The following is a 26,916-nucleotide window of genomic DNA, read 5'->3' as shown; positions in this document are numbered from 1 at the left end:
ACGAAATCAAAGAAGCCGCCCCGGCCGAGGCCCGGGACGGCTTTCCTGGTGGATTCTCCGCGGAATCACCGGGAAAGCCTTCGCCGCAGCTCAGGCCGGTAGGCCGACGGCCTGGAGGGTCGAGGTCCGCACATGGCCGCCGCCTTTCTCGTCGTTCCGGAAATGTCGTTCCCGGTGTGCTCCACGGTAGACCGGCGTCCGCCGGAAATGCCACGTATTTATCGCCGGTCCCGGTCGTGGTCGTTGGTCCAGGCCACGCCGGCGCGCGTTTCGGGCGCCTCGACGCGGAATCGGGGAAGGGCGTCCGGGTAGTTGTCCCGGACGAAATTGACGAGGAATTCGCGGACGTCGCACTTGAGGTCCCAGGAGGAGGGCGAGTCGGCGGCGCTCATCAGGGCGCGCAGCTCGACCAGGCCGTTGGGCAGCACGTCGGTGACCTGGAGCGTCCAGTCCTTCTGGTCCCACAGCGGGTTGCCCTGGAGGAACTCGTACAGGGCGTCGCGCAGTTTGGGCACCGGCACCGCCCAGTCCACCCGCAGGAACACCACGGCGAGCACCCGGCTGCCGTGCCTGGTCCAGTTCTCGAACGGGTTCTGGGTGAAGTAGGAGACGGGCAGCACCAGCCGCCGCTCGTCCCACAGGCGCAGCACCACGTACGTGAGCGTGAGCTCCTCGATCCTGCCCCACTCCTTCTCCACCACGACCACGTCGTCCAGCCGCAGCGCGTCGCTGAAGGCGAGTTGCAGCCCGGCCAGCATGTTGCCGATGGTCGGCTGGGCCGCGATGCCGACGACGGCGCCCGCGATGCCGGCCGAGGCCAGCAGTCCCGCGCCGAGCGCCCGCACCTGCGGGAAGGAGAACAGCATGGCGCCGAGCGCGATCACGATGATGGCCGCGGCGGCGATGCGGCGCACCAGCCCGATCTGCGTCCTGATCCGCCGCGCCCGGCGGTTGCGCTCGCCCTCGACCAGCACCAGCCGGTCGAGCACGACGTCCGTCAGCGCGTACGTCGCCTGGATGATCAGCCAGGTGACCGTGCCGATGGTGAGCAGGCCGATGCCCCGGTCGACCGACTGGGCCAGGCCGCGCTCGTCGGGGGTGTTGCCGAAGATGCCGGGGGCGAAGACCAGGTTGCAGGCCACCGTGGCGGCCACGCAGAACGCCGGCCACGTGCAGTGTTCGACCAGGTGCCGGGCCAGGGCCCATTTTCGTCCGACCCTGATCAGCACCCGGCGGACCACCTCCACCAGGAGCACCGCTCCGACCACCGAGATGAGGAGGACCGGCCAGGCTTCCGGCGACTGCACGTTTCGCGCCCCCTATGTTCAAGAACGTCGCTTCAAGGTCACATTGCCCTCAACCGCCACTTCATACGCGCGGACACGCCCGGGGGCCGTCTCAGCGGCCGTCTCAGTGACCGTCTCAGTGACCGTTCCCGCAGCTTCCCCAGCAGGTCGTGGCCCTGGTGCTCGCCAGCAGCCCGAGGTCGCGCAGGACGGCCTGGGTGCGCTCGACCTCGGAGGTGAGCCAGAGCCGGAAGTCGTCCCCGCTGAGCGGGATCGAGGTCCACCCCGCCTTGCGGCACGCCCGCCGCCACGAGGGCGAGGAGGTCACCTCGTCGCACATCCGGACGGCCGACTCCCGGCTGTTCTCGGGCATGTCGTCGGGGCCGACGGCCGCGGCCCAGTCCGCGAAGTCCACCCGTACGCCCGACTCCAGCAGGGTCGGCACGTCGAGCCCCGGCACCCGCCGGGCGCACGAGACGGCCAGCGCCCTGACCCCGCCGGCGTCGATGGCCGCGCGCCAGTCGCCGAGCAGGCCCGCCGCGGCCGCCGCCTTGCCGCCGAGCAGGGCGGAGACGGCCTCGCGGCTGCCGGGGTAGCCGGTGTAGTCGATCTGCCTGGTGTCGGCCCCGAGCCCCTTGGCGATCAGGCCGAACAGCAGGTGGTCGGGCTCGCCCTGCGGCCCGCCGGCCAGCATCGTCCCGCTCGGATCGGTGCGCAGGTGGACGCCGAAGTCGTCGAAGTCCTTGAAGCGGGAGTTGACGGGTACGACGACGACCTCGACGTCGCCGGTCAGCCTGGACAGCGGGGTCGAGGTGTCGAGCAGCGTCTGCCCGTTGTTCAGCTCGGAGGCCGCCAGCGCCGGCAGGCCGGTCACGGTGATCCGCGTGCCGGTGGACGACGTGCCGACGCCGGAGGCGCGGGCGGCGGCGGCGAACGCCTCCCCGACCCGGGCCCAGCGGCGGCCCCCGGCCACGATCGAGAACCGGCCGGCCGCGTCGGCGGGGCCGCCGGTGTGTTCCGTCCCGCACCCGGCCGCGCACGCCGCCGCGCCCAGCGTCCATGCCAAGAATCGCCGACGGCGCATCCGCCCTCCCCCGACCTTCGCGAGTACCGCCATTACCTCAAGTTATTGACAGTTCACTCGCTGTTACACATCGGGATACGGTTAACCGAAATTTCGGCGTATACCGGGGTCAGTCCGGCTTCGTGGCCACCCCGGCCATCAGGGACGAGGGCAGCGACCAGTCGCCCACCAGCTTGGGCCGGTCCGGCCGCCAGTCCACGGCCTGCACCAGGCCGGGCGGGTCGAGCGCGAAGCCGCCGAAGAAGGCGCGGATCTCGGCGGGGCTGCGGTCGCCCCCGCCCGAGCTCGACGAGCCGCGATAGACGCCCCGCGCGCCCTCCTCGTCGGACAGGCGTCCCATCGAGGTGGCGTGGGAGATCACGAGACGGCTGCCGGGCGCGACCGCCTCGCGCAACGCCGCCACCGCGCCCTGCGGATCGGCCGCGTCGGGCAGGAAGTGCAGGATCGACACCAGCACGATCGCGACCGGCCGCGACAGGTCCAGGAACCGGCCCGCGCGGGCCAGCACCTCCTCGTGGTCGAGCAGGTCGGCTTCGAGGAAGGCGGCCCTGCCCGCCCCTGCGAGCAGTGCCCTGGCGTGCGCGGCGACGACCGGGTCGTGGTCGACGTAGACGACCCTGGCCTCCGGCGCGACCTCGTGCACGCTGCCCTGCGTCGGCAGCCCGCTGCCCAGGTCGATGAACTGGGTCACCCCGGCGGCGCCGACGTAGCGCACGGCACGCTGCAGGAAGGCCCGGTTCGCCCGGGCCAGCGGGACCGCCTCCGGGACCAGCTCGGCGAGCTGCTCGATGGCCAGGCGGTCGACCGCGAAGTTGTCCTTCCCGCCGAGCATGTAGTCGTACATGCGTGCGAGGTTGGGCGTGTGGGGGTCGAACTGCCGCACAGTATGAATTTATGTGGTGCGCAGCCGGATAACACTACCCTGCGAGGATTGTGGCTGAATTTATTCCACAGTCACGCTCTTGGCGAGATTGCGAGGCTTGTCCACGTCCCTGTCGAGGGCGACCGCCGCGTGGTAGGCCAGCAGCTGGAGCGGGATCGTCAGCAGCATCGGGTCGAGCTCGATCTCGTTCTTCGGGATCACGATCACGTCGTCGGCGAGCTTGGCGGCGGGCTCGCGGTGGCCGACCATGAGCACCTGGCCGCCGCGGGCGCGGATCTCGCCGAGCGTGGTGAGGTTCTTGTCGAGCAGCTCGTCGTCGGGGACGACCGCGACCGTCGGCATGTCGGGGCCGATCAGCGCGAGCGGGCCGTGCTTGAGCTCGCTGGCCGGGTACGCCTCGGCGTGCACGTACGAGATCTCCTTGAGCTTCTGCGCGCCCTCGCGGGCCACCGGGTAGCCCCGGACCCGGCCGACGAACATCATGCTCGGGTGCTTGGCGTACTTCCGCGCCAGCTCGGCGATCTTGTCGCCCTGGGCGAGGATCTCCTCGATCTGGCCGGGCAGCCGGCGCAGGCCCTCGACGATGCGCCGCCCGTCGGCGGGCGACAGGTCGCGCACCCGGCCCAGGTGCAGCGCGAGCAGCGCGAAGGCGACCGACGTCGAGGTGAACGCCTTGGTCGAGGCGACCGACACCTCGGGCCCGGCGTGCAGGTAGATGCCGCCGTCGACCTCGCGGGCGATGGCGCTGCCCACCGCGTTGACGATGCCGATCACCCGGCCGCCCTTGCGCTTGAGCTCCTGGACGGCGGCGAGGGTGTCGTAGGTCTCCCCCGACTGGCTGATCGCGACGTAGAGGGTGTCGGGGTCCACGACGGGGTTGCGGTAGCGGAACTCGCTGGCCGGCTCGGCGTCGGCGGGGATGCGCGCCAGCTCCTCGATGAGCTGTGCGCCGATCTGCCCGGAGTAGTACGCCGACCCGCAGCCGATGATCTTCACCCGGCGGAACGAGCGCGTCTCGCGGGCGTCCATGTTCAGGCCGCCGAGGTGGGCCACGTGGAAGCGCTCGTCGAGGCGGCCGCTCATCGTGCGGGTGATCGTCTCGGGCTGCTCGGAGATCTCCTTGAGCAGGTAGTGCTCGTAGCCGCCGGTGTCGTAGTGGCCGGCGTCCCAGTCGACGGTCAGCGGCTCCTTGGCGGTCTCGCGGGCGTCGCTGGCGAAGGTGTGGAAGCCGTCGGCCTTGAGCACGGCCAGCTCGCCGTCCTCCAGGTGCACGACCTGGCGGGTGTAGCGGACCAGGGCGGCGACGTCGGAGGCGGCGAACATCTCCTTCTCGCCGATGCCGATCACGATCGGGCTGCCGTTGCGCGCCACGACCACCTCGCCCGGCCGCTCGGCGTCGATCACCGCGATGCCGTACGTGCCGACGATGCTCTTGAGCGTCTTCCTGACCGCCTCCTCCAGGGAGTCGTTCTCGTCGGCGGCGCGGGCGATCAGGTGGGCCAGGACCTCGGTGTCGGTCTCGGACAGGAACTCGACGCCGTCGGCCATCAGCTTGGCGCGCAGCTCGCCGGCGTTCTCGATGATGCCGTTGTGCACGACCGCGATGCGCTGGTCGGACGACAGGTGGGGGTGGGCGTTCTCGTCGCTGGGCACGCCGTGGGTGGCCCAGCGGGTGTGGCCGATGCCGTGGTTGCCCTTGAACCGCACCGGCACGACCTTGGCCAGGTCGGCGACCCGGCCCTTGACCTTGCGTACCTTGAGCCCCTTGTTCGAGACCACGACCCCGGCGGAGTCGTAGCCCCGGTACTCAAGCCGCTGCAGTCCTTCCAGCAGGATGGGCGCCGCGTCCTTGGGGCCGACGTAGGCCACGATTCCGCACATCGAGGTCTCCTCTATCCGTAAACGATCCTGCGGAGCTGCCGCAGCGACAGCTCTGGTGCCGCTACCCGGCGTGCGGGTAACTCGGCGGCGATCCGGGGGAAGATCTCGTCGTTGGTCAGGCCGCCGGCCTTGAGCTCGCCGTGCCGTCGCCGTACGAACTCCTCGACCGGCTCGGAGAAGTACGACAGAACGTCGGCGACCACGCGGGCCGCCTCTCCTGGGTCGAGCGCGCTCGTCCTGGTGAGGTGGGCGATGAGGTCTTCATAGGGATGCCGCGCCGTGGACACAGACGAGGACATTACGCACCTGGAGCGAGACACGCCAACATCCTGCCCGGAATCGGGCAGGATTTAACTCCAAGGCGCTTCCCCTTCTCCCCATCACTCCGACGACGGGCCGGTAGGTGGATGCGCGACGGATCCCGCCGGTCTCATCGGTATCATCCGACCCGTCTGACACATCCCTTTCTGGGAATGGTTACGCTCAGTGATCGAGCAGTGCCGTTCCGTGGGGAGATGTCATGCAGCTCCGGCTTGCCGCCGTCCTGGCCGTCAGCGTGTTCGCCGTCGTCGGCGGTCCGGCCGTCCCCGCCGTCCCCGCCGTCCCCGCCGTCACGGGCCTTCGGGAGCAGGGGCGGCAGGCGGACTTCGCGGCCGCCGCCGCGGAGTTCGGGGTGCCGGTGAGCGTGCTGCTCGGGGTGTCGTACCTGGAGTCCAGGTGGGACGCCAACGGCGGCCGTCCCAGCACGGCCGGGGGCTACGGCCCGATGCACCTCGTGGACGCCGTACCGGCCGGGCAGATGGCCGCGGACGCCGAGGGGTTCGCGCCGGGCGACGCCAGGGGCGACGACACCCGCCCGCTGCCCCGCTCGGCGATGCGGTCGGCGGCCCGGCTGATGGGCGCCTCCCGCACCGCGGCGGTCCCGGACGCGACCCTCGCCCTGGCCGGCCGCCTGGCCGGGATCGGTCCGCGCGCGCTGCGCGCGGACCCGCGCGCCAACATCAGGGGCGGGGCCGCCCTGCTCGCCTCCTACCAGCGGCGCCCCGGCCCCGACCCGGCCGACTGGTACGAGGCGATCGCGCGTTACTCGGGCACCCGCGACCCGCTCGCCGCGCGGTCGTTCGCCGACGAGGTGTTCGCGGTGATGGGCGAGGGCGTCGCGCGGCGCACCGACGACGGCTTCGACGTGCGACTGGACGCCGTGCCCGGTCTGCGCCCGCCCACGACGCCGCCCAAGAGCGCGGCCCGCGACGACTACGACGAGGACGACGACGACCCGTTCTTCTTCTCCGACATGGAGCCGGAGGGCGACGACGACTCCGAGGCCGCCGACGAGTCCGACTGGGACGTGCCCGCGCCGGAGGAGATGCCGCTGACCGCCGCCGGCACGTCCGTGGAGTGCCCGAGCAGCCTCGGGTGCGAGTGGATGCCGGCGGCGTACAAGAGGTACGGCAAGAGGAAGGACCACGACTACGGCAACCACGACCGGGTCGAGGGCCGCCGCCGGGTCGACTACATCGTCATCCACGACACCGAGGGCACCTACCAGGGCATCCCGTCGATGATCCGCAACCCGAAGTACGTGAGCTGGCACTACACGATCCGCTCCCGCGACGGACATGTCGCTCAGCACGTGCCGACGAAGGACATCGCCTGGCACGCCGGCAACTGGGACGTCAACGCCCGCTCGATCGGCATCGAGCACGAGGGCTACCTGGCCAGGGGCACCTGGTACACCGAGGCGATGTACCGGTCGTCGGCCAGGCTGGTGCGCTACCTCGCCGGCCGCTACGGCATCCCGCTCGACCGCGCCCACATCCTCGGCCACGACAACGTACCGGGCGCCACGGCGGACGCGGTCGCCGGCATGCACGAGGACCCCGGGCCCTATTGGGACTGGGCGCACTACTTCGAGCTGATGAACCACCCGATCAAGGGCGACGGGACGGGCTCGTCAGTGATCATCCGTCCCTCCTACGACGACAACCGCCCGTACTTCACCGGCTGCGCCAGCACCAAGCCCGGCCGGCGCTGCCCGGAGCACGGGGCGGCCAGCGTGTGGCTGCGCACCGCGCCGAGCCCGACCGCCCCGCTGGTCACCGACCTCGGCAAGCACCCCGGGCCCAGGCCGAGCACGTACAGCGTGTACGACCACAGCGCCCGCGCCTCGACCGGGCAGCGCTTCGCGGTGGCCGGGCGGCAGGGGGACTGGACGGCGATCTGGTACCTGGGGCAGCGGGCCTGGTTCTACAACCCGGCGTCGGCCCCCACGGCGGTGCCGGCGAAGGGCCCGCTGGTCACGCCGCTGGCCGCGGGCACCAAGGTGTACGGGCGCGCCTACCCGGAGCGGTCGGCGTACCAGGGGGCGGGGGCGCAGCCGTTGACGCCGCTGCGGTACCGGATCGGGCCGGGGCAGTCGTACTCGCTGGGCGGCACGGTCACCGGCTCCTTCTACTCGGCGAGCGCCTTCAACCCGGCCCGGCACGTACGCGTCACGGGGTCCGTCCGGTACCACCAGATCCAGCTCGGGCATCGTGTCATGTTCGTCCAGGCCAAGGATGTGCGCGTCATCCGGTGAATTTCGCCCCACAGGGCTCGGGCTGCGCACGGGCACTCCGCGAAGACGATATGGTTTTCCCGAGGCCCCGCGAGTTCGCGGGGGATTCACGCGGAAGTGGCTCAGTGGTAGAGCATCACCTTGCCAAGGTGAGGGTCGCGGGTTCGAATCCCGTCTTCCGCTCGGAGTCAAACTCCTGGTGGAGTGGCCGAGAGGCGAGGCAGCGGCCTGCAAAGCCGTCTACACGGGTTCAAATCCCGTCTCCACCTCGGTGGTACAACGGACTCTCCGGGGTCCGGTAAAGTTAAGTGCGCCACGCGGAAGTGGCTCAGTGGTAGAGCATCACCTTGCCAAGGTGAGGGTCGCGGGTTCGAATCCCGTCTTCCGCTCTGAGTGACAACTCAACAAGGACGATTAGCTCAGCGGGAGAGCGCTTCCCTGACACGGAAGAGGTCACTGGTTCAATCCCAGTATCGTCCACCCCTGCTCTTCGGAAGTCAGACCGGGTTTCGGTCCGGTCCGGACACCAGTCAAGCCCCAGCGATCGGCACATGCCGGACGACTGGGGCTTCTTCGTTTCGGGGGCCGGGCCCCGCCTCCCCTGGCAAAGTCCCCCCGTGTCTCCGGCGCGGCCGGCGGTCAGGACGAAGGACAGCGGACGGCACCGGCCATCAGCCGCCAGATGCACCTCGCTGGTCAACCCGCCCCGCGAGCGGCCCGGCTCACCGCCCAATACCGTCCCGACGGGATGATGGTGGGCGCGGGCGGTGGTGGAGGCGACGCTGACCAGGTCGAGTTCGGCCTGTCCCCGGGCTGCGGCGTCGGCGTTCATCGCCTGCACCAGCTGCTCGAACACGCCGTTCAGTGCCCGGGAGCGTGACCGGCCCTCGCCGGTTCCTTGATGCCGGGGAATCGGTGTATCGCGGGCGTATCGAAAAGCGCATACGCCACCGCAACAGTCCTCCGTCTTCAGTTGAGGCACCGGCCACATGGTGGGTGATCGGTTGCCGACGGCGGTCGCCGTCAGACCTGCAACGGTCGGTTCGTCGTCAGGAAAGGACCGTGATCATGAACTCGGATTCTGTAGGTGGCATCGGCCGGCGGCGGCTGCTCGGGTGGAGCGGGTTGGCGGCTGCCGGCGTGGTGGCGGCCGGTGCGCCGCTGGTGGGCGGACGGCCGGGCCGGCGACAGCGCCGTCCGGCCGCGACCGGCCCCGGCATCCCGCCGGACACCCGTCCCGGCGGAGCCTACGACCGGTACGTGGCGAAGCTGGCCGCGGAGGGCGGGTTCTCCGGCGTGGTGCTGTTGTCGCACCGGGGCCGGACGGTGCTGTCCCGCAGCTACGGCATGGCGGACAAGGAGAAGGGGATCCGCAATCACGAAGGCACCGCGTTCAGCCTCAGTTCGGCGGGCAAGCCGTTCGGCGCGGTGGCCATCTTGCAGCTGGTGCAGCAGGGCAAGGTGAAGCTGTCGGACACGGTGGGCACCCACCTCAAGGGCTATGCCAGGGACATCGCCGAACGGGTGACCATCCACCACCTGCTCTCCGGCACCTCCGGGCTGAACACCCCGGAGGAGGACCCGCGGCGCATCTTCCGGAGCCGGGAGGAGGTGCACGAGTTCTACGAGCGGTGGGCCCGGAAGGCGAGACTGGTGGCCGCCCCCGGCACTCCCACCGACCACGCCGGTGCCGAGGTCGTCATCCCGGCGCTGATCGTGGAGGCGGTGACCGGCAGGACGTACTGGGACTACGTCGAGGAGAACATCTTCAAGCGCTGCGGCATGACCGGCTCGGCGTTCTGCACGAGGCCGCAGTGGCTCACCGATGCGCATATCGCGCACCCTTACATGAGGTTGGCTGACCGGAGCGTGGTGGACGCCGTCCGCAACCTGGACAAGAGCAGCTCGAACCAGTCCACGCCGGGCAAGAACCCGGGCCGCAGCTTCATCGATGCCCCAGGGGACGGTGGCTTCGCCACCGCACCGGACCTGGTCCGGTTCGCGCACGCCCTGAGCGAAGGCACGGTGCTGGAACGGCCCTACGCCGAGGTGCTCACCGCGGCCAAGTCCCCCCACGGACCGCAGTCGTTCGGGGCTTACCAGATGCCGGTCCGCATCGTCAGCGGTCAGTGGGTGCACGGGCGCGCCGGCGCCAACCCTGGTGTCGGCGCCAGCTGGAACATCTACCCGTACACCGGCTGGGTCGGTGTCATCCTCAGCAACACCGACGGCGGGACGCTACAGGAGCTGACCGGGCGGGAGGTACAGGCTGTCACCGGAGGCACGCCTGGCGGCGGCGGCGGGGGTGGCTGAGGTGGTCCGGCGGTCGACACGAAGAGAACGGATCTCCTGACGTTTCCCGTGGCCACCGCAGCCTGATGTCAGCCGGTCATGGTCCTTCGCGCGACTCTCACCAGCGCGGACGAGATCGACCGCAACCGCAGGGTCACTCGAGACGCTGAGAAAACACGGCGTTGCATGGCTTGCCTGCCCTGAGTCTGCGTGCATCCCGGCTTGGCGCAGCGGACGTCGCCGCCAGGTCATCGGCTCCGCGGCCACACCTTTGAGAGGCCCTTCAAGCGAGCGAGGAGTTGGTCATGGATCGCATGGTGGAGATCGCCATTCCGGTCTACAACGAGCAGCATGTGCTGGCGTGCAGCGTGCGCAGACTGCACACCTATCTGGAAGAGACGTTCCCCTACCGGTTTCGGATCACGATCGCCGACAACGCCAGCGTCGACGGAACGTGGCAGGTTGCGCGGGAGTTGGAGACCGAACTGCAAGGGGTCCGGGCAGTACGGCTGGAGCAGAAGGGCCGGGGACGGGCGCTGCGGCATGTGTGGAGCCACAGCGACGCCGACGTGGTCGCCTACATGGACGTGGATCTGTCCACCGACCTGGACGCGTTCTTTCCGCTGGTGGCGCCGCTGCTCTCCGGGCACAGCGATCTGGCCATCGGGACTCGGCTGACTCGCGGGTCGGCGGTGGTGCGCGGCCCGAAACGTGAGCTGATCTCCCGGGGTTACAACGTGTTGTTGCGCACGACGCTGGCGGCCCGCTTCACCGACGCCCAGTGTGGTTTCAAGGCCGCGCGGACCGTGATCGCGAGGGCGTTGCTGCCGTCGGTGCAGGACGACAAGTGGTTCTTCGACACCGAGTTGTTGCTGCTGGCCGAGTGCAACGGGCTGCGCATCCACGAGGTGCCGGTGGACTGGGTCGACGACCCCGACAGCCGCGTGGACGTGCTGCGAACCGCGCTCGATGATGTGAAGGGCATGGCCCGGGTGGCGCGGCGCATGCTGACGGGCGCGTTCGACGCCCCGGTGGAGAGCCGGCCGCGGCCGCGGCTGCCGGTGGGGATGGCCCGGCAACTGCCCACTTTCGCGATCATCGGGGTGTTCAGCACGATCGCTCAGCTGATGCTGTTCGTGCTGCTGCGCATGGTGATGGGGCCGCTGTGGGCGAACGCGGTCTCGCTGTTGATCACCACTGTCGGCAACACCGCCGCCAACCGCCGTTTCACCTTCGGGGTGACGGGCCGGGAACGGGCGTTCAGGCAGCAGTTGGAGGGCGGTCTGGCGTTCCTGCTCGGACTGGTACTGAGCACCGGCTGCTTGGCCCTGCTCCACGCACTGGCGCCCGAGGCGCCACGGGCCGTCGAGATCGCCGCGTTGGTGACCGCCAACGGGGTCGCGACGCTGGTGCGGTTCCTTCTGATGCGCACCTGGATCTTCCATCCACGGCGCCTGGGGCACCGGTCGGCCCCGGCCGATCCGACCACCGGCACGGCCCGGAAGGACGAGGTCGCATGACCATCCGCGTACGTCGTTCACAGACGCCCTCCGATCCGCCGGGCCTGTCTGACAGGCCCGGAGGGAGTCGCCGCTCGGATGCCGGATCGGGGTGGCTGCGCCGACTGGCCTGGGGCGGGCCTGAAGATCCGCGCTGGTCGCGTCCCGCGCTCTGGGGCGTGCTGTTGGCGGCTTTCGTGCTGTACGCGTGGAACCTGTGGTCGGCCGGCTACGCCAACTCCTACTACTCGGCGGCGGTCAAGAGCGGCACCGAGAGCTGGAAGGCGTTCTTCTTCGGGGCCCTGGACTCCGAGTCGTTCATCACCGTGGACAAGCCTCCGATGGCGCTGTGGGCGATGGGGCTGCTCGCCCGCGTCCTGGGGTTCGGGACGTGGAGCCTGATGTTGCCGCAGGTGCTGGCCGGGGTGGCCGCCGTCGCGGTGCTCCACGCCACGGTACGGCGCGCGGCCGGGTTTCCGGCGGCGCTGATCGCTGCCGGGGTGCTGGCGCTGACCCCGATCACGGTGGCCATCAACCGCGACAACAATCCTGACACGCTGCTGGTGCTGTGGCTGGTGCTGGCTGCGTGGTCGTGTCAGCGCGCGATCGAGTCGGGACGCCTGCGCTGGCTGCTGGCCTCGGCCGCGTTCGTGGGGTGCGGGTTCGACACCAAGATGCTGCAGGCGTTCGTGGTCGTCCCGGCGCTGGCGCTGGCCTACCTGATGGCGGCCAGGCCGGGCGCGCTGCGCAGGGTGTGGCATCTGCTGGCGGCGGGTGCGGCGCTGGTGGTGTCGAGCTTCTGGTGGATGGTGGTGGTCGACCTGACCCCATCCGGGAGTCGCCCGTTCATCGGAGGCAGCACCGACGGCACCGTGCGTGACCTCGTCATCGGCTTCAACGGCCTGGGCCGGATCTTCGGCCTGGAGACCCACGGCGGCGGCCGTGGCGGCGGGGGTTTCGGTGGCGCCGCGGGCGTGGGACGGATGTTCAACGACGTGGTCGGCGGTCAGATCTCCTGGCTGCTGCCGTTCGCGGTGCTCGCGCTGATTGCGGGGCCGGTGCTGCTGTGGAAGCGGTCGCGTACCGACCTGGCACGGGCTGGGCTGGTGCTGTGGGGCGGCTGGCTGGCGATGTACTCCGTGGCGTTCAGCTTCGCCAAGGGCGTGTTCCACCCGTACTACACCACATCGCTGGCCCCCGCGATCGCCGTACTGGTCGGCATGGGCGGGGTGCAGTTGTACGGCGCTTACCAGGGGTCGGTCCGGTGGTCGTGGGTGCTGCCCGTGGGCGTCGCCGTCACAGGTGCGTGGTCGTTCGCGCTGCTGAACCGGACGCCCGACTGGAATCCATGGCTGCGCTGGGTGATCGTGGCGGCGACCGTGCTGGCGGTACTCGCGCTGGTGGCCGCGCGGCTGCCGTGGGCGCCAGGCCATGGCATCGTCGTCGCGTCGATGACGTTCACGCTGGTCGCAGCCCTGGCAGGTCCGGGGGCGTACGCGGCGGCGACCGCGTTCGGCGGCGGCAACACCAGCGGCAACGCGCTGGCGGGGCCGTACCCGGCGCAGGCCCAGAACGGTCCGGCGCAGAACGGTCAGGCGCCGCCGCAGGGGCGGGGCGGCATGCTTGTGGTCGGCGGACCGGCCGGTGAGTTGAGCGACGACATGGTCGACTACCTGCTCAAAAACCGGGGCGGTGCGCGCTGGCTGGTCGCCGTGGTCAGTGCCCAGCAGGCGTCGTCGATCATCCTGTCGACCGGCGAGCCGGTGATCGCGATGGGCGGCTTCACCGGGCAGGACCCGGCGATGACGGTGGCCAGGCTGCAGGAGTACGTCCGCAGGGGCGAGCTGCGCCACATCGTGATCAACGGGTCGGGTGAGAGCGGCCCGATGAGCGGCGACCCCGCCATCGCCCAATGGGTGCGGAAGAACGGTACGAGGGTTCCCGCGAGCACGTACGGCGGCACGTCCGGCAAGGGCGGCGGTGAACTGTACCGGCTCCGGTGACACCTGGCGATCACGGTTCGGATCTTCGCCGGTGCATCCTGCTTGCGACCCGGGTCGGCAAGGGTCCTGCCGAGATGTTGGAGCGGGAAGCACACCATCTCGGGTGCTTCCTTCCTTGCAAGGGTGAGCATCGCGCGGCACAGGGATTCCGCGGCTGCCGCGCCACCTGAGCACCGGAAGGCGTCGGCCAGATTGACCGACGCGGCGATCCGCCTGCCGCTCGTGTCCGCCAGGTCGAGCACAGCCGGACATCAGGCGCGTCATGGACTGGGCCGGCGCGGCGGCAGAGATCTGCCTCCATACGCTGCACGCCCCCGCCGTTACAGGTATTCGTGGGGGCCGGTCGATACCGGCTCGCTGGAGGGTGTGTCGGGGCGGTCGTCGTCGGACAGGCCGGTGAGGATGACGGCGAGTTCGGCGCGGGTGTGGATGCCGAGCTTGCGGTAGATGCGGGCCAGATGGGTGTCCACGGTGCGCTTGCTGATGGACAGCGTCGTGGCCACCTCCAGGTTGCTCATCCCGCGCAGCACCAGGTCGGTGACCCGGCGTTCGCCGACGGTCAGCACGTGGTCGTCCTGGCCGGGGGTGAGCGTGGCGGCGCGCGCCGGGGCGGTGGCGGCGCGGTGCTTGTCGGCCAGGGCGGCCAGGCGGGCCGCGCCGCAGTCGGCGGCCAGCCGCAGCGCCAGGGCCAGCGTCTCGTGGGCCTTGCCGTCGTCGCCCGCCTGGCGCTGGGCGATGCCCAGGCGCAGCAGGGCCCTGGCGTGTTCGAGCCGGGCGCCCCGGTTGCCCAGCAGGGCGACGGCCTCGTGCAGCATGTCGAGCCGGACCCGGCCCTCGTGGGCGACGCTGCCCGCGCTGAGAGCGCGGGCGACGACGGTGGGAGCTCCCCAGGCGCGGGCCAGCTCCAGTTCCCGTTCGGCCACCATGCGGGCCGCCGAGCGCTCCCCCGACAGGACGTAGGCCAGGATCGAGTTCGTCCCCCAGGGCACGCAGGCCGGGTTCGTGATGCCGGCGGCGGTCAGGCGGCGGCCGCACTCCAGCAGGGTGAGCAGGCCGTCGCGCGGGCGGCCCTGGGCGAGCCGGAGACGTCCCAGCGCGTCGAGGGCCTGCCCGGAGATCATCGGGTGCCAGTCGCCGTACGGGGCCACGGACTTCAGCGCCGACTCCGCGGCCTCCAGGTCGCCGTACTCCACCAGCACCCGGGCGGCGCAGGCGGCGGCGGCCACGTGGAAGCCCTCGGCCTGGCACTCGCGCGAGCTGGCGACGGCGGCCTCGGCGTCGGCCAGCCCGGCCTCCAGGCTGCCGAGCTGGTAGCGCACCTCGGCCCTGGTCAGCAGCGCCAGCGCCAGGCCGGTGCCGGAGCCGGCGTCCTGGGTCTCGCTGACCAGCCGTTCGGCCCAGTAGGAGGCCTCGTCGAGGCGGTCGCCCCACACCAGCGGCAGCACGGCGGCCACCGGCACCGGGCCCTGGCCGTCGAGGCAGCGGCGGGTCTGGGCGAGCATGCGCGGCAGGCTGCGTCCCCGCGCGCCGGTGGCCAGGGCGAGCACGCTGACGAACTCCCTGGCCGCCGGGCTGACCAGCGTGCCGAGGGAGCGTCCCAGCCGGCGCAGGCCGAGCCGTCCGGCCGAACGGCCCCACAGCAGCGCCTGGGCGGCGAACACCAGCAGCAGGTCCGCGCCGCCGGACTGCGGGGCGGCAGCGGCGGCCTCGGCCGCGCCGGCGAAGACCTCGGCGGCCTCGGCGGAGTTCGCGGTGACCAGGATGTCGGCGAACGGCGCCAGCGACATCAGGGCGTGCGGGGCCATCCTGACCCGGCCGTAGACGGTGCGCAGGTGACGCAGGCAGGCGGGCAGGTCGCGGTGCTTCTCCACGGCGCCGAGCTCGGCGGTGACCTCCAGCACGGTGGCCGGGTCGTCGGTCTCGGCCAGCGCGCGGTGCAGGTAGCCGGTCGCGTCCGCCCACGAGTGCTTGGCGGCGGCCTCGCCCGCGGCCTCGCGCAGCACGGTGACCGTGAGCGGGTCGCCGGTCGGGCCGGCCGACATCAGGTGGCGGGCCGAGCGTCTCAGCGGCGCGCCGAGCCGGTACAGCAGCGACGCGGTACGGCGGTGCAGCCGGTCGCGCTCGCCCGGGTCCATCCCGGCCAGCACGGCCTGCTGGACGCGCGGGTGGGCGAAGCGGTCGGGCGGCGTGCCGGTGACCAGCCCGGCGCGGCGCAGCGTCTCCCCCGCCGCCCTGGCGGTGTCCTGGCCGTGCCCGGCGATCATGGAGGCGACCTCCATGCCGTCCTCGGGCGCGACGATGGCCAGGCTGCGCAGCAGGTCGACGCCCGCGGCGTCCACGCCGGACCCGCTGCCGGACAGCCAGCCGAGGGCGGTCTCGGTCAGCGCCAGCGCGCCGATCTCCAGCACCCGGGGCAGCTCGGCGGTCACCGGGCGCACGCCGGACCTGGCCAGCCGCCCGGCCAGCTCCCGCAGCAGCAGCGGGTTGCCCTGGGTGAGCCGGTGGCAGGCGGCGGCGACCTCCTCGCCGATCTCCTCCTCGACGCCGAGCACGGACTCCATGAGCCGTCCCGCGCACTCGGCGCACAGGGGCGCGGGACGCAGCAGCCGCGTGTACGGCAGCGCGGCCAGGTCCCTGGCCAGGTCGTCGGGGCCGCCGGTGTCGGCTGCGGTGTCGGCGGTGGTGAGGATCATCGCGATGGGCAGGCCGTCGAGCCGCCGGGCGATGTAGGAGCACCACTGGGAGGACTGCGGGTCGGTGTGGTGCACGTCGTCGACGGCGATGATCAGCGGCCGGTCGCCGGTGAAGGAGCGGGTGGCCCGGTAGAGGCCGTGCAGCAGGTCGGGGGTGACGGGATGGCCTCGGTCGAGCCCGCCGCGCAGGTCGGGACCGACGACGGCGCTCCCGCCGGGGGGCGGCGCGCGGCCGGCGGTCATGAGCGGTTCGAAGAGCTGGCGGACCACGCCGAACGGGTGGTCGCGCTCGGTGGGGTGGCCCCGCGCCATGAGCAGCAGCGCCCCCGCCTCGCCCCTGGCCGCCAGGGCGGCGTTGAGCAAGGTGGTCTTGCCCATGCCCCGAGACCCCTGGATCAGGAGGACGGAGGGGCCGCCGGAACGGACCCTCGACAGTGCCTCCCGCATCGCTGCGGTCTCGACGTCACGGTGTAGCAGCGGCTGTCCCGAAGACATCGCCACTCCCCACAGTTCGGCCCCCCTGAAACTGTCCACCAGGATCATGCCGCCTGGGGCGGGCGGGCTGTCAATACCTGGGCACCCAAATCCGACTAATCCGGACTATTGGCGCCTGGTTCAACAGCAAGCCCACACCGGGCCGCATGCGCATTCCCGACGGACCAATACGTATTTTCGCCCTCCGTACCGCTGAAATGCGTACGCCGGAATTACGTCTTTACAGCGGATCACGCCCGGTGCGACTCTGCGATCAACCAATATGGACCCGATACGGGGAGGGTCATGGACCGCCCACGTCTCAAGGCGCACTTCACTCCGCAGGTGATCGACGGGTCGAAGGTGTTTCTCCTGGCCGAGGGTCAGCATTACCTCGTCCAGTCGGCGGGGGCCGGGAAACTCCTTCCCTACCTGGACGGACGGCGTACCGTAGCCGAGATCGCGAGCGCGCTGAGCGACGAAGTGCCGCTCCCGCAGACGCTCATCGCCATTCGTAAATTCGCCGCATTCGGCCATCTAGCCAATGGCCGCCCCGATTGGCCGGACAGCACGCTGGCATTCTGGGACGCGCAGGGAATCGACCCGGTGCACGCGCACGACGCGCTCTCCCGCGCCGAATTCACCGTCGTGGCCTGCGAGGGGGCCGACGCCGCGCCGGTGGTCCCGGTCCTGCGCGAGCACGGGTTGCGTATACGTACGAGGAGCGCGGCGGAGGAGGCCGCCGGGCCCGAGGGGACGATGGCGGTCGTGGTGGCCGGCGACTACCTCGATCCGGCGCTCGGCCGGCTCAACGCCGCCTATCTGGCCGCCGGGCACCCGTGGGCGCTGGTGAAACCGGCCGGGATCACGCTCTGGGTCGGCCCGGTGCTCCAGCCCGGACGCACCGGGTGCTGGGCCTGCCTGGCGCAGCGGCTGACTGGGAACCGGCAGGTCGAGCGGTACCTGGCGGGCAAGCGCGGCGGCGGCGTGCCGTACCACCCGGCGCGGGAGTCGGCGCCCGCCGGTCCGGCCGTGGCGGGCGGGCTGCTGGCCGTGGAGCTGGCGCGGATCGCCGCGGGGGCGGACTCCTCGCGGCTGGAGGGCCGGATGACCACCGTCGACCTGCGCACGCTCGGCGTCATGGAGCACACCCTGGTCCGGCTGCCGCAGTGCCCGGCCTGCGGCGACCCGACGCTGATCAGCGAGCGCAGCCCCAAGGTCGCGCTGTCGGCGCGCAGCGCCCGGCACGTCACCGACGGCGGTTACCGCATCGAGCCGCCCGCGCGTACGTACGCCCGGCTGGAGAAGCACATCAGCCCGCTGATCGGGGCGGTCACCCGGCTGCACACCTTCGCCGACCAGGACAACGGCGTCACCTACAGCTTCACCGCCGGCCACAACTTCGCCATGATCGGCGACAACATGGACCTGCTGCGGCGCAACCTGCGCGGGCAGAGCGGCGGCAAGGGCCGTACCGAGGTGCAGGCCAGGGTGAGCGCGCTGTGCGAGGCCATCGAACGCTACTCGGGCGTGTGGCGCGGCGAGGAGCCGGTCACCGAGGCCGCCTACGCCGACCTCGACCCGGCGGTGGCCGTCCATCCGGAGTCGCTGCTGCACTTCTCCGAGGCCCAGTACGCCGGGCGCGAGGAGTGGAACAAGGACCCGGCGCACCGGCTGCACCTGGTGCCCGAGCGGTTCCGTACGGACCTGCCGATCGACTGGTCGCCCGCCTGGTCGCTGACCGAGGAGCGGGAGCGGCTGGTGCCCTCCGGCTACGCCTGGTACGGCCACCCCGACCTGGAACGCCACTTCTACTGCGTGGGCGACTCCAACGGCAACGCCTCGGGCAACTCGATCGAGGAGGCCGTCCTCCAGGGCTTCTGCGAGCTGGTCGAACGGGACGCGGTGGCCCTGTGGTGGTACAACCGGGCCCGGCGGCCGGCCTTCGACCTGGACTCGCTGCGCGACCCGTACGTCGACACCGTGCGCGAGTTCTACCGCGGCATGGACCGCGACCTGTGGCTGCTCGACATCACGACCGACCTCGGCATCCCGGCGTTCGTGGGGGTCTCGCACCGCCTGGGGCACCCGGTGGAGGACGTCATCGTCGGGTTCGGCGCGCACCTCGACCCGCGGATCGCCGCCATCAGGACGCTGACCGAGGTCAACCAGTTCCTGCCCTCGGTGGAGCGGCGCGACGAGCGGGGCGAGACGCTCTACCTGGACGACGACGTCGCCACGCTGGCCTGGTGGAAGGAGACCAGGCTGGCCGAGCAGCAGTGGCTGGTGCCCGACCCCGCCGCGCGTCCCCGCACCCTGGCCGACTACGCCCGCTCGGACGGCGGCGACCTGGCCGGTGACGTGCAGACGTGCGTGGCCAGGGCCGCCGCGGCCGGGGTCGAGGTCATCGCGCTCGACCAGAGCCGCCCCGACCTGGAACTCAGCGTGGTCAGGGTGATCGCGCCCGGCATGCGGCACTTCTGGCGGCGGCTCGGCCCGGGCCGGCTGTACGACGTGCCGGTCTCGCTCGGCTGGGTCCCCGAGCCCGTGGCCGAGGACGACCTCAACCCGACCAGCGTCTTCTTCTGACCGGTTCGCGGGCCCCTGGGTGACGGAGAGGAGCGGGCCATGGACGAGACCAAGCTGCGGCTGCGGCGGGACGCGGAGCTGACCGAGGCGGACGGCGAGGTGCGGATCTCCGCGCCGGCCGGCTCGCTCGGCCTGCGCGGGCTCGACGCCGGGATCGCGGCAGCCCTGCGGGTCCTGGCCGGCGGCGACGCGGGCGAGACCGCCCTGGCGGCGACCGTGGGCGAGGCCGGGCTGCTGCGCTGGAACCTGCTGGTACGCCGCCTGGCCAGGGCGGGCCTGCTGGAGTACGCCGCGGCCGGGGCCCGGCTGCGCCCGGTCGGCGCCGGCGGCGTGGAGCCCGCACCCACGCCGCCGGCGGACACGCCGATCAGGCTGTCGCGCTTCGCCGTCGTGACCGCCGGGGACGGCGTGCTGACCGTGCGCTCCCCGCGCAGCCCGGCGGTGGTGGAGCTGTCGCCCGCCGCCTGCGGGCTGCTGGGCGCGCTGGCGTCCTGGACCACCCCGGCGGAACTGGCGGCCGACGGCCGGGCCCGAGCTCCGGCCCAGGACCAGAGCCAGGGGCAGGGGCAGGGCTGGGGGCAGGCGCTGCGGTTCCTCGCGGCGGCGGGCGTGCTCGCCACCGGCCCCGAGGACGACGACCTGGCGAAGGCCCAGTGGCATCCGCGCGACCTGTGGCTGCACGCCCACAGCCGCGGCCCCCGCTACACCGGCCGCTACGGCGGCACGTACGCCTTCACCTCCCGCTTCGACCCGGTGCCCGCCGATCCCCCGCCGTTCACCGGCGAGCGGATCGAACTGCCCCGCCCGGACCTGGAGCTGCTGGCCAAGACCGACCCCAGCCTGACCGACACGCTGGAACGCCGCCGCTCCCTGCGCGAGCACGACCAGGACGCGCCCCTCACGCTGGCCCAGCTCGGCGAGCTGCTCTACCGGTCGATGCGGCGGCGGGCCGTGTTCACCTCGCCCGACGGGCAGGAGCTGGCCGACCGGCCCTACCCCTCCGGCGGCTCGGTCCACGAGCTGGAGGTCTATCCCCTGATCGTGTCCTGCCAGGGCGCCGAGCCGGGACTGTGGCACTACGACACCGCCGGCCACGCCCTGGAGCTGGTCTCGCCGCCCACGCCCGCCGTGCGGGCGCTGGCCGAGCGGGCGAAGTCGGCGGCCCAGCTCACCGGCGACCCGCAGGTGGTGCTGACGGTCACCGCCCGCTTCGGCCGGGTGATGTGGAAGTACGAGACGATCGGCTATTCGCTGGTCCTCAAGCACGTGGGCGTGTTGTACCAGACGCTCTACCTGGCCGGTACGGCCATGGACCTGGCCGTGTGCGCGCTGGGCGGCGGGGACGCCGCCGACTTCGCGCGCGCCAGCGGCCTCGACTACCTGACCGAGGGCAGCGTCGGCGAGCTGATCGTCGGCAGCCGGCGGTGATGGGCACATGACGGCACGACGGCGGCCTGACGGCCGCTTCCAGGGGACGGCGCGATGAAGTTCCGGTTCAAGGCGTTGCAGCGCATGCGGGAGCCCGACGAGCTCGACTCGCCGACGCTGCTGGCCTCGCCGCGCGGGTGGATCGCCACGTTCGTGGTGCTGATCATCGTGGTGGCCGCAGGGGTGTGGTTCTTCGCCGGGAGGCTGCCGGTCACGGTGCCCGCCGTGGGGCTGCTCACCCATCCGGGCGGCACGGCGCGGCTGCAGAGCCCGTACGGCGGGACGGTGCGCTCGATGCTCGTCCAGCCGGCCGAGGCGGTGCGGGAGGGCCAGGCGGTGGCGGTCATCGCCGCCGACGGCGGGTCGGACCAGGTGGTGCGCAGCCCGTTCACCGGGCGGGTGGTCGCCGGCTCCGCCGTGCCCGGCCACGTGGTCAGGGAGGGCGAGGAGCTGCTGCTCATCGAGCGTACGGACGCGCCGGGCGACCGGCTGGTGGCGATGTTGTTCGTGCCGGTCGACCGGGCAATGGGCGTGGTGCCGGGCAAGCCGGTCGATCTGTCGGTCTCCTCGGCGCCGCCCGGCGCGTACGGGCTGCTGCGCGGCCGGGTCGAGTCGGTCAGCGACTATCCCGTGATGACCGAGCAGGCCGCCGACCTGGTGGGCGGCGAGGACCCGGCGCGCGGCTACCTGCGGAACACGCCGTCCAGGCTGGTGATCGTGGACCTGGTGCGCGATCCGGCCACGCCGTCCGGCTACGCCTGGTCGACCAGGAAGGGGCCGCCGGTGGGCCTGCAGTCGCAGGTCTCCGTCAGCGGCGCGATCGGGCTGGGCAGCCAGACGCTGTTCGACCTGCTGCTCGGGCGCTGAGGTGAGCCGCGTGACCGCCCCCGCTCCCTGGCCGAAGGAGGGATGCGTGACCACGACCAGCGCCTCCGGGAGGGACGTGTGACCACCACCGGCGTCCCCGAGCAGGGGCATGTGGACCAGGCCCCCGGGCGGGCCGCCGCGCCCGTCCCACCGGCGGCCCCCGTACGGCGGCGGCGGTGGAGATGGCGGCGGCGCACGCCGACGGTGATCCAGATGGAGGCCGTGGAGTGCGGGGCCGCCTCGCTGGCGATGATCCTCGGCTACCACGGCAAGTTCGTGCCGCTGGAGGAGCTCCGCTCGGCCTGCGGCGTCTCCCGCGACGGCGCCAAGGCCTCCAGCGTGGTGGCCGCCGCCCGCCGCTACGGGTTGATCGCCAGGGGCTTCCAGATGGAGGCCGACGACCTGCGCTCGCTGACCGAGCCGGCCATCGTGTTCTGGGCGTTCCAGCACTTCATGGTCCTGGAGGGGGTGCGCAGCCGGTTCGGCAGGAAGGCCGTCGCGGTCAACGACCCGGCGGGCGGCCCCCGGATGATCGACTGGGACGACTTCGACTCCGGCTTCACCGGCGTGGTGCTGACGTTCGAGCCGGGCCCGGACTTCCGGCCCGGCGGCCGGCCCACCCGGGTCGGGCAGGCCCTGCTGGCGCGGCGCATGCCGTCGGGCCGGGCGCTCCCCCTGGTGCTGCTGGCCAGCCTGCTGCTGGTGGTGCCGGGCATCATCGGGCCCGCGTTCAGCCGGGTGTTCATCGACCGGATCCTGACCGGGCGCGACCCCGGCTACCTGGTGCCGCTGCTGTTCGCGATGGGGGTCACCGCGGTCGTGGTGTTCGTGCTGACCTCGGTGCAGCGGCACTACCTGCTGCGGCTGGAGATCCGGCTCGGCCTGGTCAGTTCGGCCCGGTTCTTCCGCCATCTGCTGCGGCTGCCGGTGGAGTTCTTCCTCCAGCGCCGTCCGGCCGAGGTGGCCAAGCGGGTCCAGGCCAACGACGGCGTGGCCGAGATCCTGTCCCGCGACCTGGCCGTCACGCTGGTCAACCTCGTCCTGGTGCTGTTCTACGCGGCCGTGCTCATCCGCTACGACCTGCTGCTCGGGCTCGTCGGGGTGTCGATGGCGCTGCTGAACATCGCGGTGCTGCGCCAGGTGTCGCGGGCGCGTACGGACGCGGTGGCGGCGTTGCGGGCCGACCTGGGCAACCTGACCTCCACCACGTTCAACACGCTGCAGCTCGTGGAGACGGTCAAGGCGACGGGGGCCGAGCCGACGGCGTTCCAGCGCTGGGCCGGGTTCCTGGCCAAGGCGGTCACCGCCAAGCAGCGGCTGGGCGTGGCCACGGCCACGCTGACCGTCGTGCCGCCGCTGCTGGCCGGGGTCAACAGCGGGCTGATCCTGCTGATCGGCGGGCTGCGGGTGGTGGACGGGGTGATCAGCGTCGGCATGCTGGTGGCCTTCCAGACGCTGCTGAACGCGCTGTCCAGGCCGGTCACCCAGCTCACCAACCTGGGCGGCCAGTTGCAGGACATCTCGGCCGACATCTGCCGCCTGTACGACGTCGAGAAGTACCCGATGGCCCGGACGTTCGAGCGGCCCGCGCAGGCCGAGGAGCAGGCCGGCCCGAGCGGGCGCCTGGACGGGCGGCTGGAGTTCGCCGACGTGACCTTCGGCTACAACGCGCTCGCCGCCCCCGTCATCAGGAACCTGTCGTTCACCGTGGTGCCGGGCCGCCGGGTGGCGATCGTCGGCAACTCCGGCAGCGGCAAGTCGACCGCGGGCAAGCTGGCCGCCGGCCTGTACGTGCCGACCTCCGGCCAGGTGCTGCTGGACGACCGCCCCCGCGACGACCTGCCGCGGGCCGTCGTGGCCGCCTCGGTCGCGTACGTGGACCAGGACATCACCCTGTTCGAGGGCACCGTGCGCGACAACCTGACGTTGTGGAGCGACGACGTGCCCGACGAGGTGGCGGTCTCGGCGCTGCGGGACGCGGCGCTGTTCGACCTGATCGCGGCCCGGCCCGGCGGCCTCAACAGCCGGGTGCTGGAGGGCGGCAGGAACCTCAGCGGCGGCCAGCGGCAGCGCCTGGAGCTGGCGCGGGCCCTGTCGATCCAGCCCACGCTGCTGATCCTGGACGAGGCGACCAGCGCCCTGGACCCGGAGACGGAACGGACCATCGCCGACAACCTGCGCAGGCGCGGCTGCGGCTGTCTGATCATCGCGCACCGGCTGTCCACGGTGCGCGACGCGGACGAGATCATCGTGCTCGACCGCGGCGAGGTGGTCGAGCGCGGCAGGCACGCCGAGCTGCTGGCGCTCGACGGTCACTACGCCGAGCTGCTCAGAAGCTCACGCAAGAACGGCGACGGAGGATGACGCAGTGCTGAAAGTGGCCGGTTTCTCCCCGTTCTTCACCGACGCCGCCACGCCGGTGGACTACTCGGCGGAGAACCTGTTCGTGCTGTCGGGCGTGCGCGAGGTGCTGCTGGTGGAGGAGGGCGCGGTCGACCTGTTCGCGGTGCGCCTGGACGGCGGCCGTCCGGTCGGCCGGTGGCACTACCTGTGCCGGGTCCGGCAGGGCACGCTGCTGCCGGGCTCGCCCAAGGGGCCCAGGCACGGCATCGTGGGCCGTCCGGTGCTCGGCACGCGGGTCTCGCGCGTCCCCCTGGCCCGGCTGGGCGAGCTGTCGGGCACCACCCGGTCGGCCACGATGTCCACCGCCGAGTACGGGTTGGCCGTCCGGCAGTTCGTCCGCGGGCTGGAGGGCGGGATGATCGCGCTGGCCACCGCCCTGCGCGACGCGCTGCCGCCGCGCGAGTTCGTGCCGCTGCTGCCCGACGCGGTGACCGAGCTGCCGGCCGGCCGCGCCGCCCGGTCGGTGGACGGCGTGCGGTGGATGACCGTCGAGCAGGGCGCGGTCGAGATGCCCGACGGCGTGGCCGGCGTGCTGACCGCGGGCGCCGAGCTGGCCGTGACCGAGCGGGACTGGCTGGTCGCCGACGCGCCCGCCCGGCTGCGCGCCCGTTCGACCTGGCAGTTGCTGGCCGACGAGACGATCTGGGCCCGCTGGGTCGAGCACGCCATCCGCTTCCTGTACACGGTGGACCGCCGGGTCGAGCGGCGGCGGGCGCTGGAGCTGGAGGCGCTGCGGCGGCGCAAGGAGCGCGAGGCCGGCACGACGCGCGCGGCCCGCCGCGGCTTCGACACGCTGGTCCGCGACACCGAGGCCAAGGTGCGCCTGGCCGACGTCACCGCCGACCCGCCGGCGCTGGCCGCGGCCAGGCTCGTGGCCTCGCACGGCGGGTTCACCGTGACCGCGCCGCCGCCGGGCCAGGCCCGGGGGTCCGACCCGCTGCAGGCCGTCGCGCTGGCCTCCGGGGTGCGCACCCGGTCGGTCCGGCTGGACGACGGCTGGTGGAAACGCGACATCGGGCCCATGGTGGGCTACCGGGCCGACGACGGGACGCCGGTGGCCCTGCTGCCGATCGGCTCGCGATACGTGGTCGCCCAGCCGGGCCACAGCCGGGTCACGCCGGTCACCAAGGCGGTGGCCGCCACGCTGACCGGCAAGGCCGAGGTGCTGTACCAGCCGCTGCCGCGCGAGGTTCGGACCGTGGCCGGGCTGCTGCGCTTCGGCCTGGCCCGCAACGGCCGCGACTTCTGGGTGCTGGCCTCCCTGGGCACGCTGGTGGCGGTCATCGGCCTGCTGGTGCCCGCGATGACCGGGCTGGTGCTGGGGACGTTCGTGCAGCGGGCCGAACGCGACCTCATCGTGCAGGGCGCGGCGCTGGTGATCGGCGGCGCGCTGGTGGCGGGGGCGCTGTCGATCGTGCAGAACGTCGCGGCCCTGCGCATCGAGGGCCGATCGTCGGCCCGGGTGCAGGCGGGCGCGTGGACGCGGCTGCTGTCGCTGCCCGTCACCTTCTTCGGCCGCTACTCCACCGGCGAGCTGGGCACGACCGTGCTGGGCGTGAGCGCGGCGCAGGAGACGTTGTCGGGCGTCATGACCACCGCGACGCTCGGGCTGTTCGGCGGGCTGGCCAACCTGGCGCTGGTGTACGTCTACGACGTCGGCCTGGCGCTGCTGGCGACGCTGCTGGTGCTGGCCGGCGTGCTGGTGTGCGCGGTCGCCGGCTTCTTCGAGGTACGCCTGCAACGCCGCCTGTACGAGCAGGAGCAGCGGCTGTCGTCACGGGTGTTCCAGCTCCTGTCGGCGGTGCCCAAGCTGCGCGTGGCGGCCGCGGAGGACCAGGCGTTCGGCGTGTGGACGCGCGACTTCATGGCGACCAGGACCACCTCGGCCGCCGCCCGGCGGCTGCAGAACGTGGTCACCACCTTCAACGCCGGGTTCCCGCTGGTCTGCTCGGTCGTGATCTTCGCCGTGGCGGCCGGGCCGCTGCGCGGGCAGCTCCCGATCAGCGCGTTCCTGGCCTTCTTCGCCGCGTTCAACCTGCTCATCGCCTCGGTGCTGCAGTTCACCGGCGCGGCCATCACCGCCATGGGCGTCGTGCCGATGCTGGAGAAGCTGGCCCCGGTGCTGGAGGCCGAGCCGGAGGACCACGCGGGCAAGGCCGACCCCGGCGACCTGTCGGGCCGCGTCAGCCTGTCGCGGGTCTCCTTCCGCTACGGCGAGGACGGCCCCGCGGTGCTCACCGACATCGACCTGTCGATCGAGCCCGGCGAGTTCGTCGCGATCGTGGGCCCGACCGGCAGCGGGAAGTCCACGATCCTGCGCCTGCTGCTCGGCTTCGAGCAGCCCGACGTCGGCTCGGTCCTGTACGACGGCCAGGACCTGGGCGAGCTGGACCTCGGCGCGGTGCGCCGGCAGTGCGGCGTGGTGCTGCAGAACGGCGCCCTGCTGGCCGGCGACATCCGGCAGAACATCGTCGGCAGCACGAACCACACCATCGACGACGCCTGGGAGGCGGCGGCGATGGCCGGCATCGCCGACGACATCACGGCCATGCCGATGGGCATGCACACCGTGCTGTCGGAGGGCACGAACACGCTCTCCGGCGGCCAGCGGCAGCGCATCATGATCGCCAGGGCGCTGGTCTCGCGGCCCCGCATCGTCTTCTTCGACGAGGCGACCAGCGCCCTGGACAACCCCGCCCAGAACGTCATCGCCGAGAGCACCCGCCGGCTCAACGCCACCCGCGTGGTCATCGCCCACCGGCTGTCCACCGTCCGGGACGCCGACAAGATCCTGGTGCTCGACGGCGGCCGCATCGTCCAGCAGGGGACCTACGACGAGCTGCTCACCGAGGAGCAGGGGCTGTTCGCGCGGCTGGCGCGGCGGCAGATGTGAGCGCACGGGAGGAGGCGGCGCCGGAGTGGGCCGGGCGCCTGCCGGCCGGGCCGGGCGACCGGGCCGGGCTACGGCGCCGCGACC

Annotated in this window: 16 protein-coding genes and 4 tRNA genes; 14 read left to right on the top strand and 6 right to left on the bottom strand. The window is 72.2% G+C overall.

Features of this window, described 5'->3' with window-relative positions:
- Positions 1-218: 218 nt before the first annotated feature.
- The 5 genes from ACIHAD_RS09150 to ACIHAD_RS09130 form a co-directional block, all read right to left on the bottom strand.
- On the bottom strand, positions 219-1,307 hold the full coding sequence (locus ACIHAD_RS09150; protein WP_397353807.1) for a mechanosensitive ion channel family protein: 1,089 nt from the start codon (positions 1,305-1,307) through the stop codon (positions 219-221).
- A gap of 115 nt (positions 1,308-1,422) precedes the next feature.
- Positions 1,423-2,370, bottom strand: a complete 948-nt coding sequence (locus ACIHAD_RS09145) for a tripartite tricarboxylate transporter substrate-binding protein (RefSeq protein ID WP_397353806.1) — start codon at positions 2,368-2,370, stop codon at positions 1,423-1,425.
- Between the two features lie 109 nt (positions 2,371-2,479).
- The gene (locus ACIHAD_RS09140) at positions 2,480-3,253 is read right to left on the bottom strand and encodes an SAM-dependent methyltransferase (protein ID WP_397353805.1); all 774 of its coding nucleotides are present in this window, start codon (positions 3,251-3,253) and stop codon (positions 2,480-2,482) included.
- 60 nt (positions 3,254-3,313) lie between these two features.
- Positions 3,314-5,134 (bottom strand): glutamine--fructose-6-phosphate transaminase (isomerizing), encoded by a 1,821-nt coding sequence (gene glmS / locus ACIHAD_RS09135; protein ID WP_397353804.1) that lies wholly within the window; start codon positions 5,132-5,134, stop codon positions 3,314-3,316.
- Positions 5,135-5,145: 11 nt separating this feature from the next.
- Complete coding sequence (locus ACIHAD_RS09130; protein WP_397353803.1) at positions 5,146-5,433, bottom strand: hypothetical protein; 288 nt, start codon at positions 5,431-5,433, stop codon at positions 5,146-5,148.
- A gap of 221 nt (positions 5,434-5,654) precedes the next feature.
- On the opposite strand from ACIHAD_RS09130, the gene ACIHAD_RS09125 reads away from it, so the two are divergent.
- The 9 genes from ACIHAD_RS09125 (at position 5,655) to ACIHAD_RS09085 (ending at position 13,485) form a co-directional block, all read left to right on the top strand.
- Positions 5,655-7,712 (top strand): N-acetylmuramoyl-L-alanine amidase, encoded by a 2,058-nt coding sequence (locus ACIHAD_RS09125; RefSeq protein ID WP_397353802.1) that lies wholly within the window; start codon positions 5,655-5,657, stop codon positions 7,710-7,712.
- Positions 7,713-7,802: 90 nt separating this feature from the next.
- Positions 7,803-7,874 (top strand) — tRNA-Gly (locus ACIHAD_RS09120).
- Between the two features lie 15 nt (positions 7,875-7,889).
- Positions 7,890-7,960, top strand: a tRNA-Cys gene (locus tag ACIHAD_RS09115).
- A gap of 48 nt (positions 7,961-8,008) precedes the next feature.
- Positions 8,009-8,080: transfer RNA gene (locus ACIHAD_RS09110), tRNA-Gly, on the top strand.
- A 19-nt stretch (positions 8,081-8,099) separates the two neighbouring features.
- Positions 8,100-8,171, top strand: a tRNA-Val gene (locus ACIHAD_RS09105).
- 202 nt (positions 8,172-8,373) lie between these two features.
- A complete protein-coding gene (locus ACIHAD_RS09100; protein ID WP_397353801.1) occupies positions 8,374-8,571 on the top strand; it encodes a hypothetical protein in 198 nt (65 codons plus the stop codon).
- Positions 8,572-8,759: 188 nt separating this feature from the next.
- Entirely contained in the window at positions 8,760-10,004 is a 1,245-nt protein-coding gene (locus tag ACIHAD_RS09095; protein ID WP_397353800.1) for a serine hydrolase domain-containing protein, read from the top strand.
- Between the two features lie 284 nt (positions 10,005-10,288).
- Positions 10,289-11,503, top strand: coding sequence for a glycosyltransferase (locus tag ACIHAD_RS09090; RefSeq protein ID WP_397353799.1), 1,215 nt, complete (start codon positions 10,289-10,291; stop codon positions 11,501-11,503).
- 158 nt (positions 11,504-11,661) lie between these two features.
- Positions 11,662-13,485 (top strand): ArnT family glycosyltransferase, encoded by a 1,824-nt coding sequence (locus ACIHAD_RS09085; protein ID WP_397353798.1) that lies wholly within the window; start codon positions 11,662-11,664, stop codon positions 13,483-13,485.
- A 320-nt stretch (positions 13,486-13,805) separates the two neighbouring features.
- On the opposite strand, the gene ACIHAD_RS09080 is transcribed toward ACIHAD_RS09085, so the two are convergent.
- Complete coding sequence (locus ACIHAD_RS09080; RefSeq protein WP_397353797.1) at positions 13,806-16,673, bottom strand: ATP-binding protein; 2,868 nt, start codon at positions 16,671-16,673, stop codon at positions 13,806-13,808.
- Between the two features lie 285 nt (positions 16,674-16,958).
- Here ACIHAD_RS09080 and ACIHAD_RS09075 point away from each other — a divergent pair, with 285 nt between their 5' ends.
- Genes ACIHAD_RS09075 through ACIHAD_RS09055 form a run of 5 tightly spaced genes read left to right on the top strand, consistent with a single transcriptional unit; the run spans position 16,959 to position 26,832 of the window.
- Positions 16,959-19,241, top strand: coding sequence for a TOMM precursor leader peptide-binding protein (locus tag ACIHAD_RS09075; protein ID WP_397353796.1), 2,283 nt, complete (start codon positions 16,959-16,961; stop codon positions 19,239-19,241).
- Between the two features lie 39 nt (positions 19,242-19,280).
- Positions 19,281-20,669, top strand: a complete 1,389-nt coding sequence (locus ACIHAD_RS09070; RefSeq protein ID WP_397353795.1) for a SagB family peptide dehydrogenase — start codon at positions 19,281-19,283, stop codon at positions 20,667-20,669.
- Between the two features lie 54 nt (positions 20,670-20,723).
- A complete protein-coding gene (locus tag ACIHAD_RS09065) occupies positions 20,724-21,536 on the top strand; it encodes an HlyD family efflux transporter periplasmic adaptor subunit (protein WP_397353794.1) in 813 nt (270 codons plus the stop codon).
- Between the two features lie 42 nt (positions 21,537-21,578).
- On the top strand, positions 21,579-23,900 hold the full coding sequence (locus ACIHAD_RS09060) for an NHLP family bacteriocin export ABC transporter peptidase/permease/ATPase subunit (RefSeq protein ID WP_397353793.1): 2,322 nt from the start codon (positions 21,579-21,581) through the stop codon (positions 23,898-23,900).
- Positions 23,901-23,904: 4 nt separating this feature from the next.
- On the top strand, positions 23,905-26,832 hold the full coding sequence (locus ACIHAD_RS09055; protein ID WP_397353792.1) for an NHLP bacteriocin export ABC transporter permease/ATPase subunit: 2,928 nt from the start codon (positions 23,905-23,907) through the stop codon (positions 26,830-26,832).
- Positions 26,833-26,916: the final 84 nt, after the last annotated feature.

Origin of the sequence: Nonomuraea sp. NPDC052265 (assembly GCF_044547985.1) — a bacterium.
In the GTDB taxonomy this organism is placed as follows: Bacteria; Actinomycetota; Actinomycetes; order Streptosporangiales; family Streptosporangiaceae; genus Nonomuraea.
The sequence above is the reverse complement of the archived record's forward strand: the minus strand, read 5'-3'. Positions and strand labels throughout refer to the sequence as shown.

What these genes read in the sequence shown, in the direction of transcription:
- ACIHAD_RS09145 (WP_397353806.1), bottom strand. Translation starts at nt 2,370, where the DNA reads ATGCGCCGTCGGCGATTCTTGGCATGGACGCTGGGCGCGGCGGCGTGC.
- glmS (WP_397353804.1), bottom strand. Translation starts at nt 5,134, where the DNA reads ATGTGCGGAATCGTGGCCTACGTCGGCCCCAAGGACGCGGCGCCCATC.
- ACIHAD_RS09130 (WP_397353803.1), bottom strand. Translation starts at nt 5,433, where the DNA reads ATGTCCTCGTCTGTGTCCACGGCGCGGCATCCCTATGAAGACCTCATC.
- ACIHAD_RS09125 (WP_397353802.1), top strand. Translation starts at nt 5,655, where the DNA reads ATGCAGCTCCGGCTTGCCGCCGTCCTGGCCGTCAGCGTGTTCGCCGTC.
- ACIHAD_RS09100 (WP_397353801.1), top strand. Translation starts at nt 8,374, where the DNA reads ATGCACCTCGCTGGTCAACCCGCCCCGCGAGCGGCCCGGCTCACCGCC.
- ACIHAD_RS09095 (WP_397353800.1), top strand. Translation starts at nt 8,760, where the DNA reads ATGAACTCGGATTCTGTAGGTGGCATCGGCCGGCGGCGGCTGCTCGGG.
- ACIHAD_RS09090 (WP_397353799.1), top strand. Translation starts at nt 10,289, where the DNA reads ATGGATCGCATGGTGGAGATCGCCATTCCGGTCTACAACGAGCAGCAT.
- ACIHAD_RS09080 (WP_397353797.1), bottom strand. Translation starts at nt 16,673, where the DNA reads ATGTCTTCGGGACAGCCGCTGCTACACCGTGACGTCGAGACCGCAGCG.
- ACIHAD_RS09075 (WP_397353796.1), top strand. Translation starts at nt 16,959, where the DNA reads ATGGACCGCCCACGTCTCAAGGCGCACTTCACTCCGCAGGTGATCGAC.
- ACIHAD_RS09070 (WP_397353795.1), top strand. Translation starts at nt 19,281, where the DNA reads ATGGACGAGACCAAGCTGCGGCTGCGGCGGGACGCGGAGCTGACCGAG.
- ACIHAD_RS09065 (WP_397353794.1), top strand. Translation starts at nt 20,724, where the DNA reads ATGAAGTTCCGGTTCAAGGCGTTGCAGCGCATGCGGGAGCCCGACGAG.
- ACIHAD_RS09060 (WP_397353793.1), top strand. Translation starts at nt 21,579, where the DNA reads ATGCGTGACCACGACCAGCGCCTCCGGGAGGGACGTGTGACCACCACC.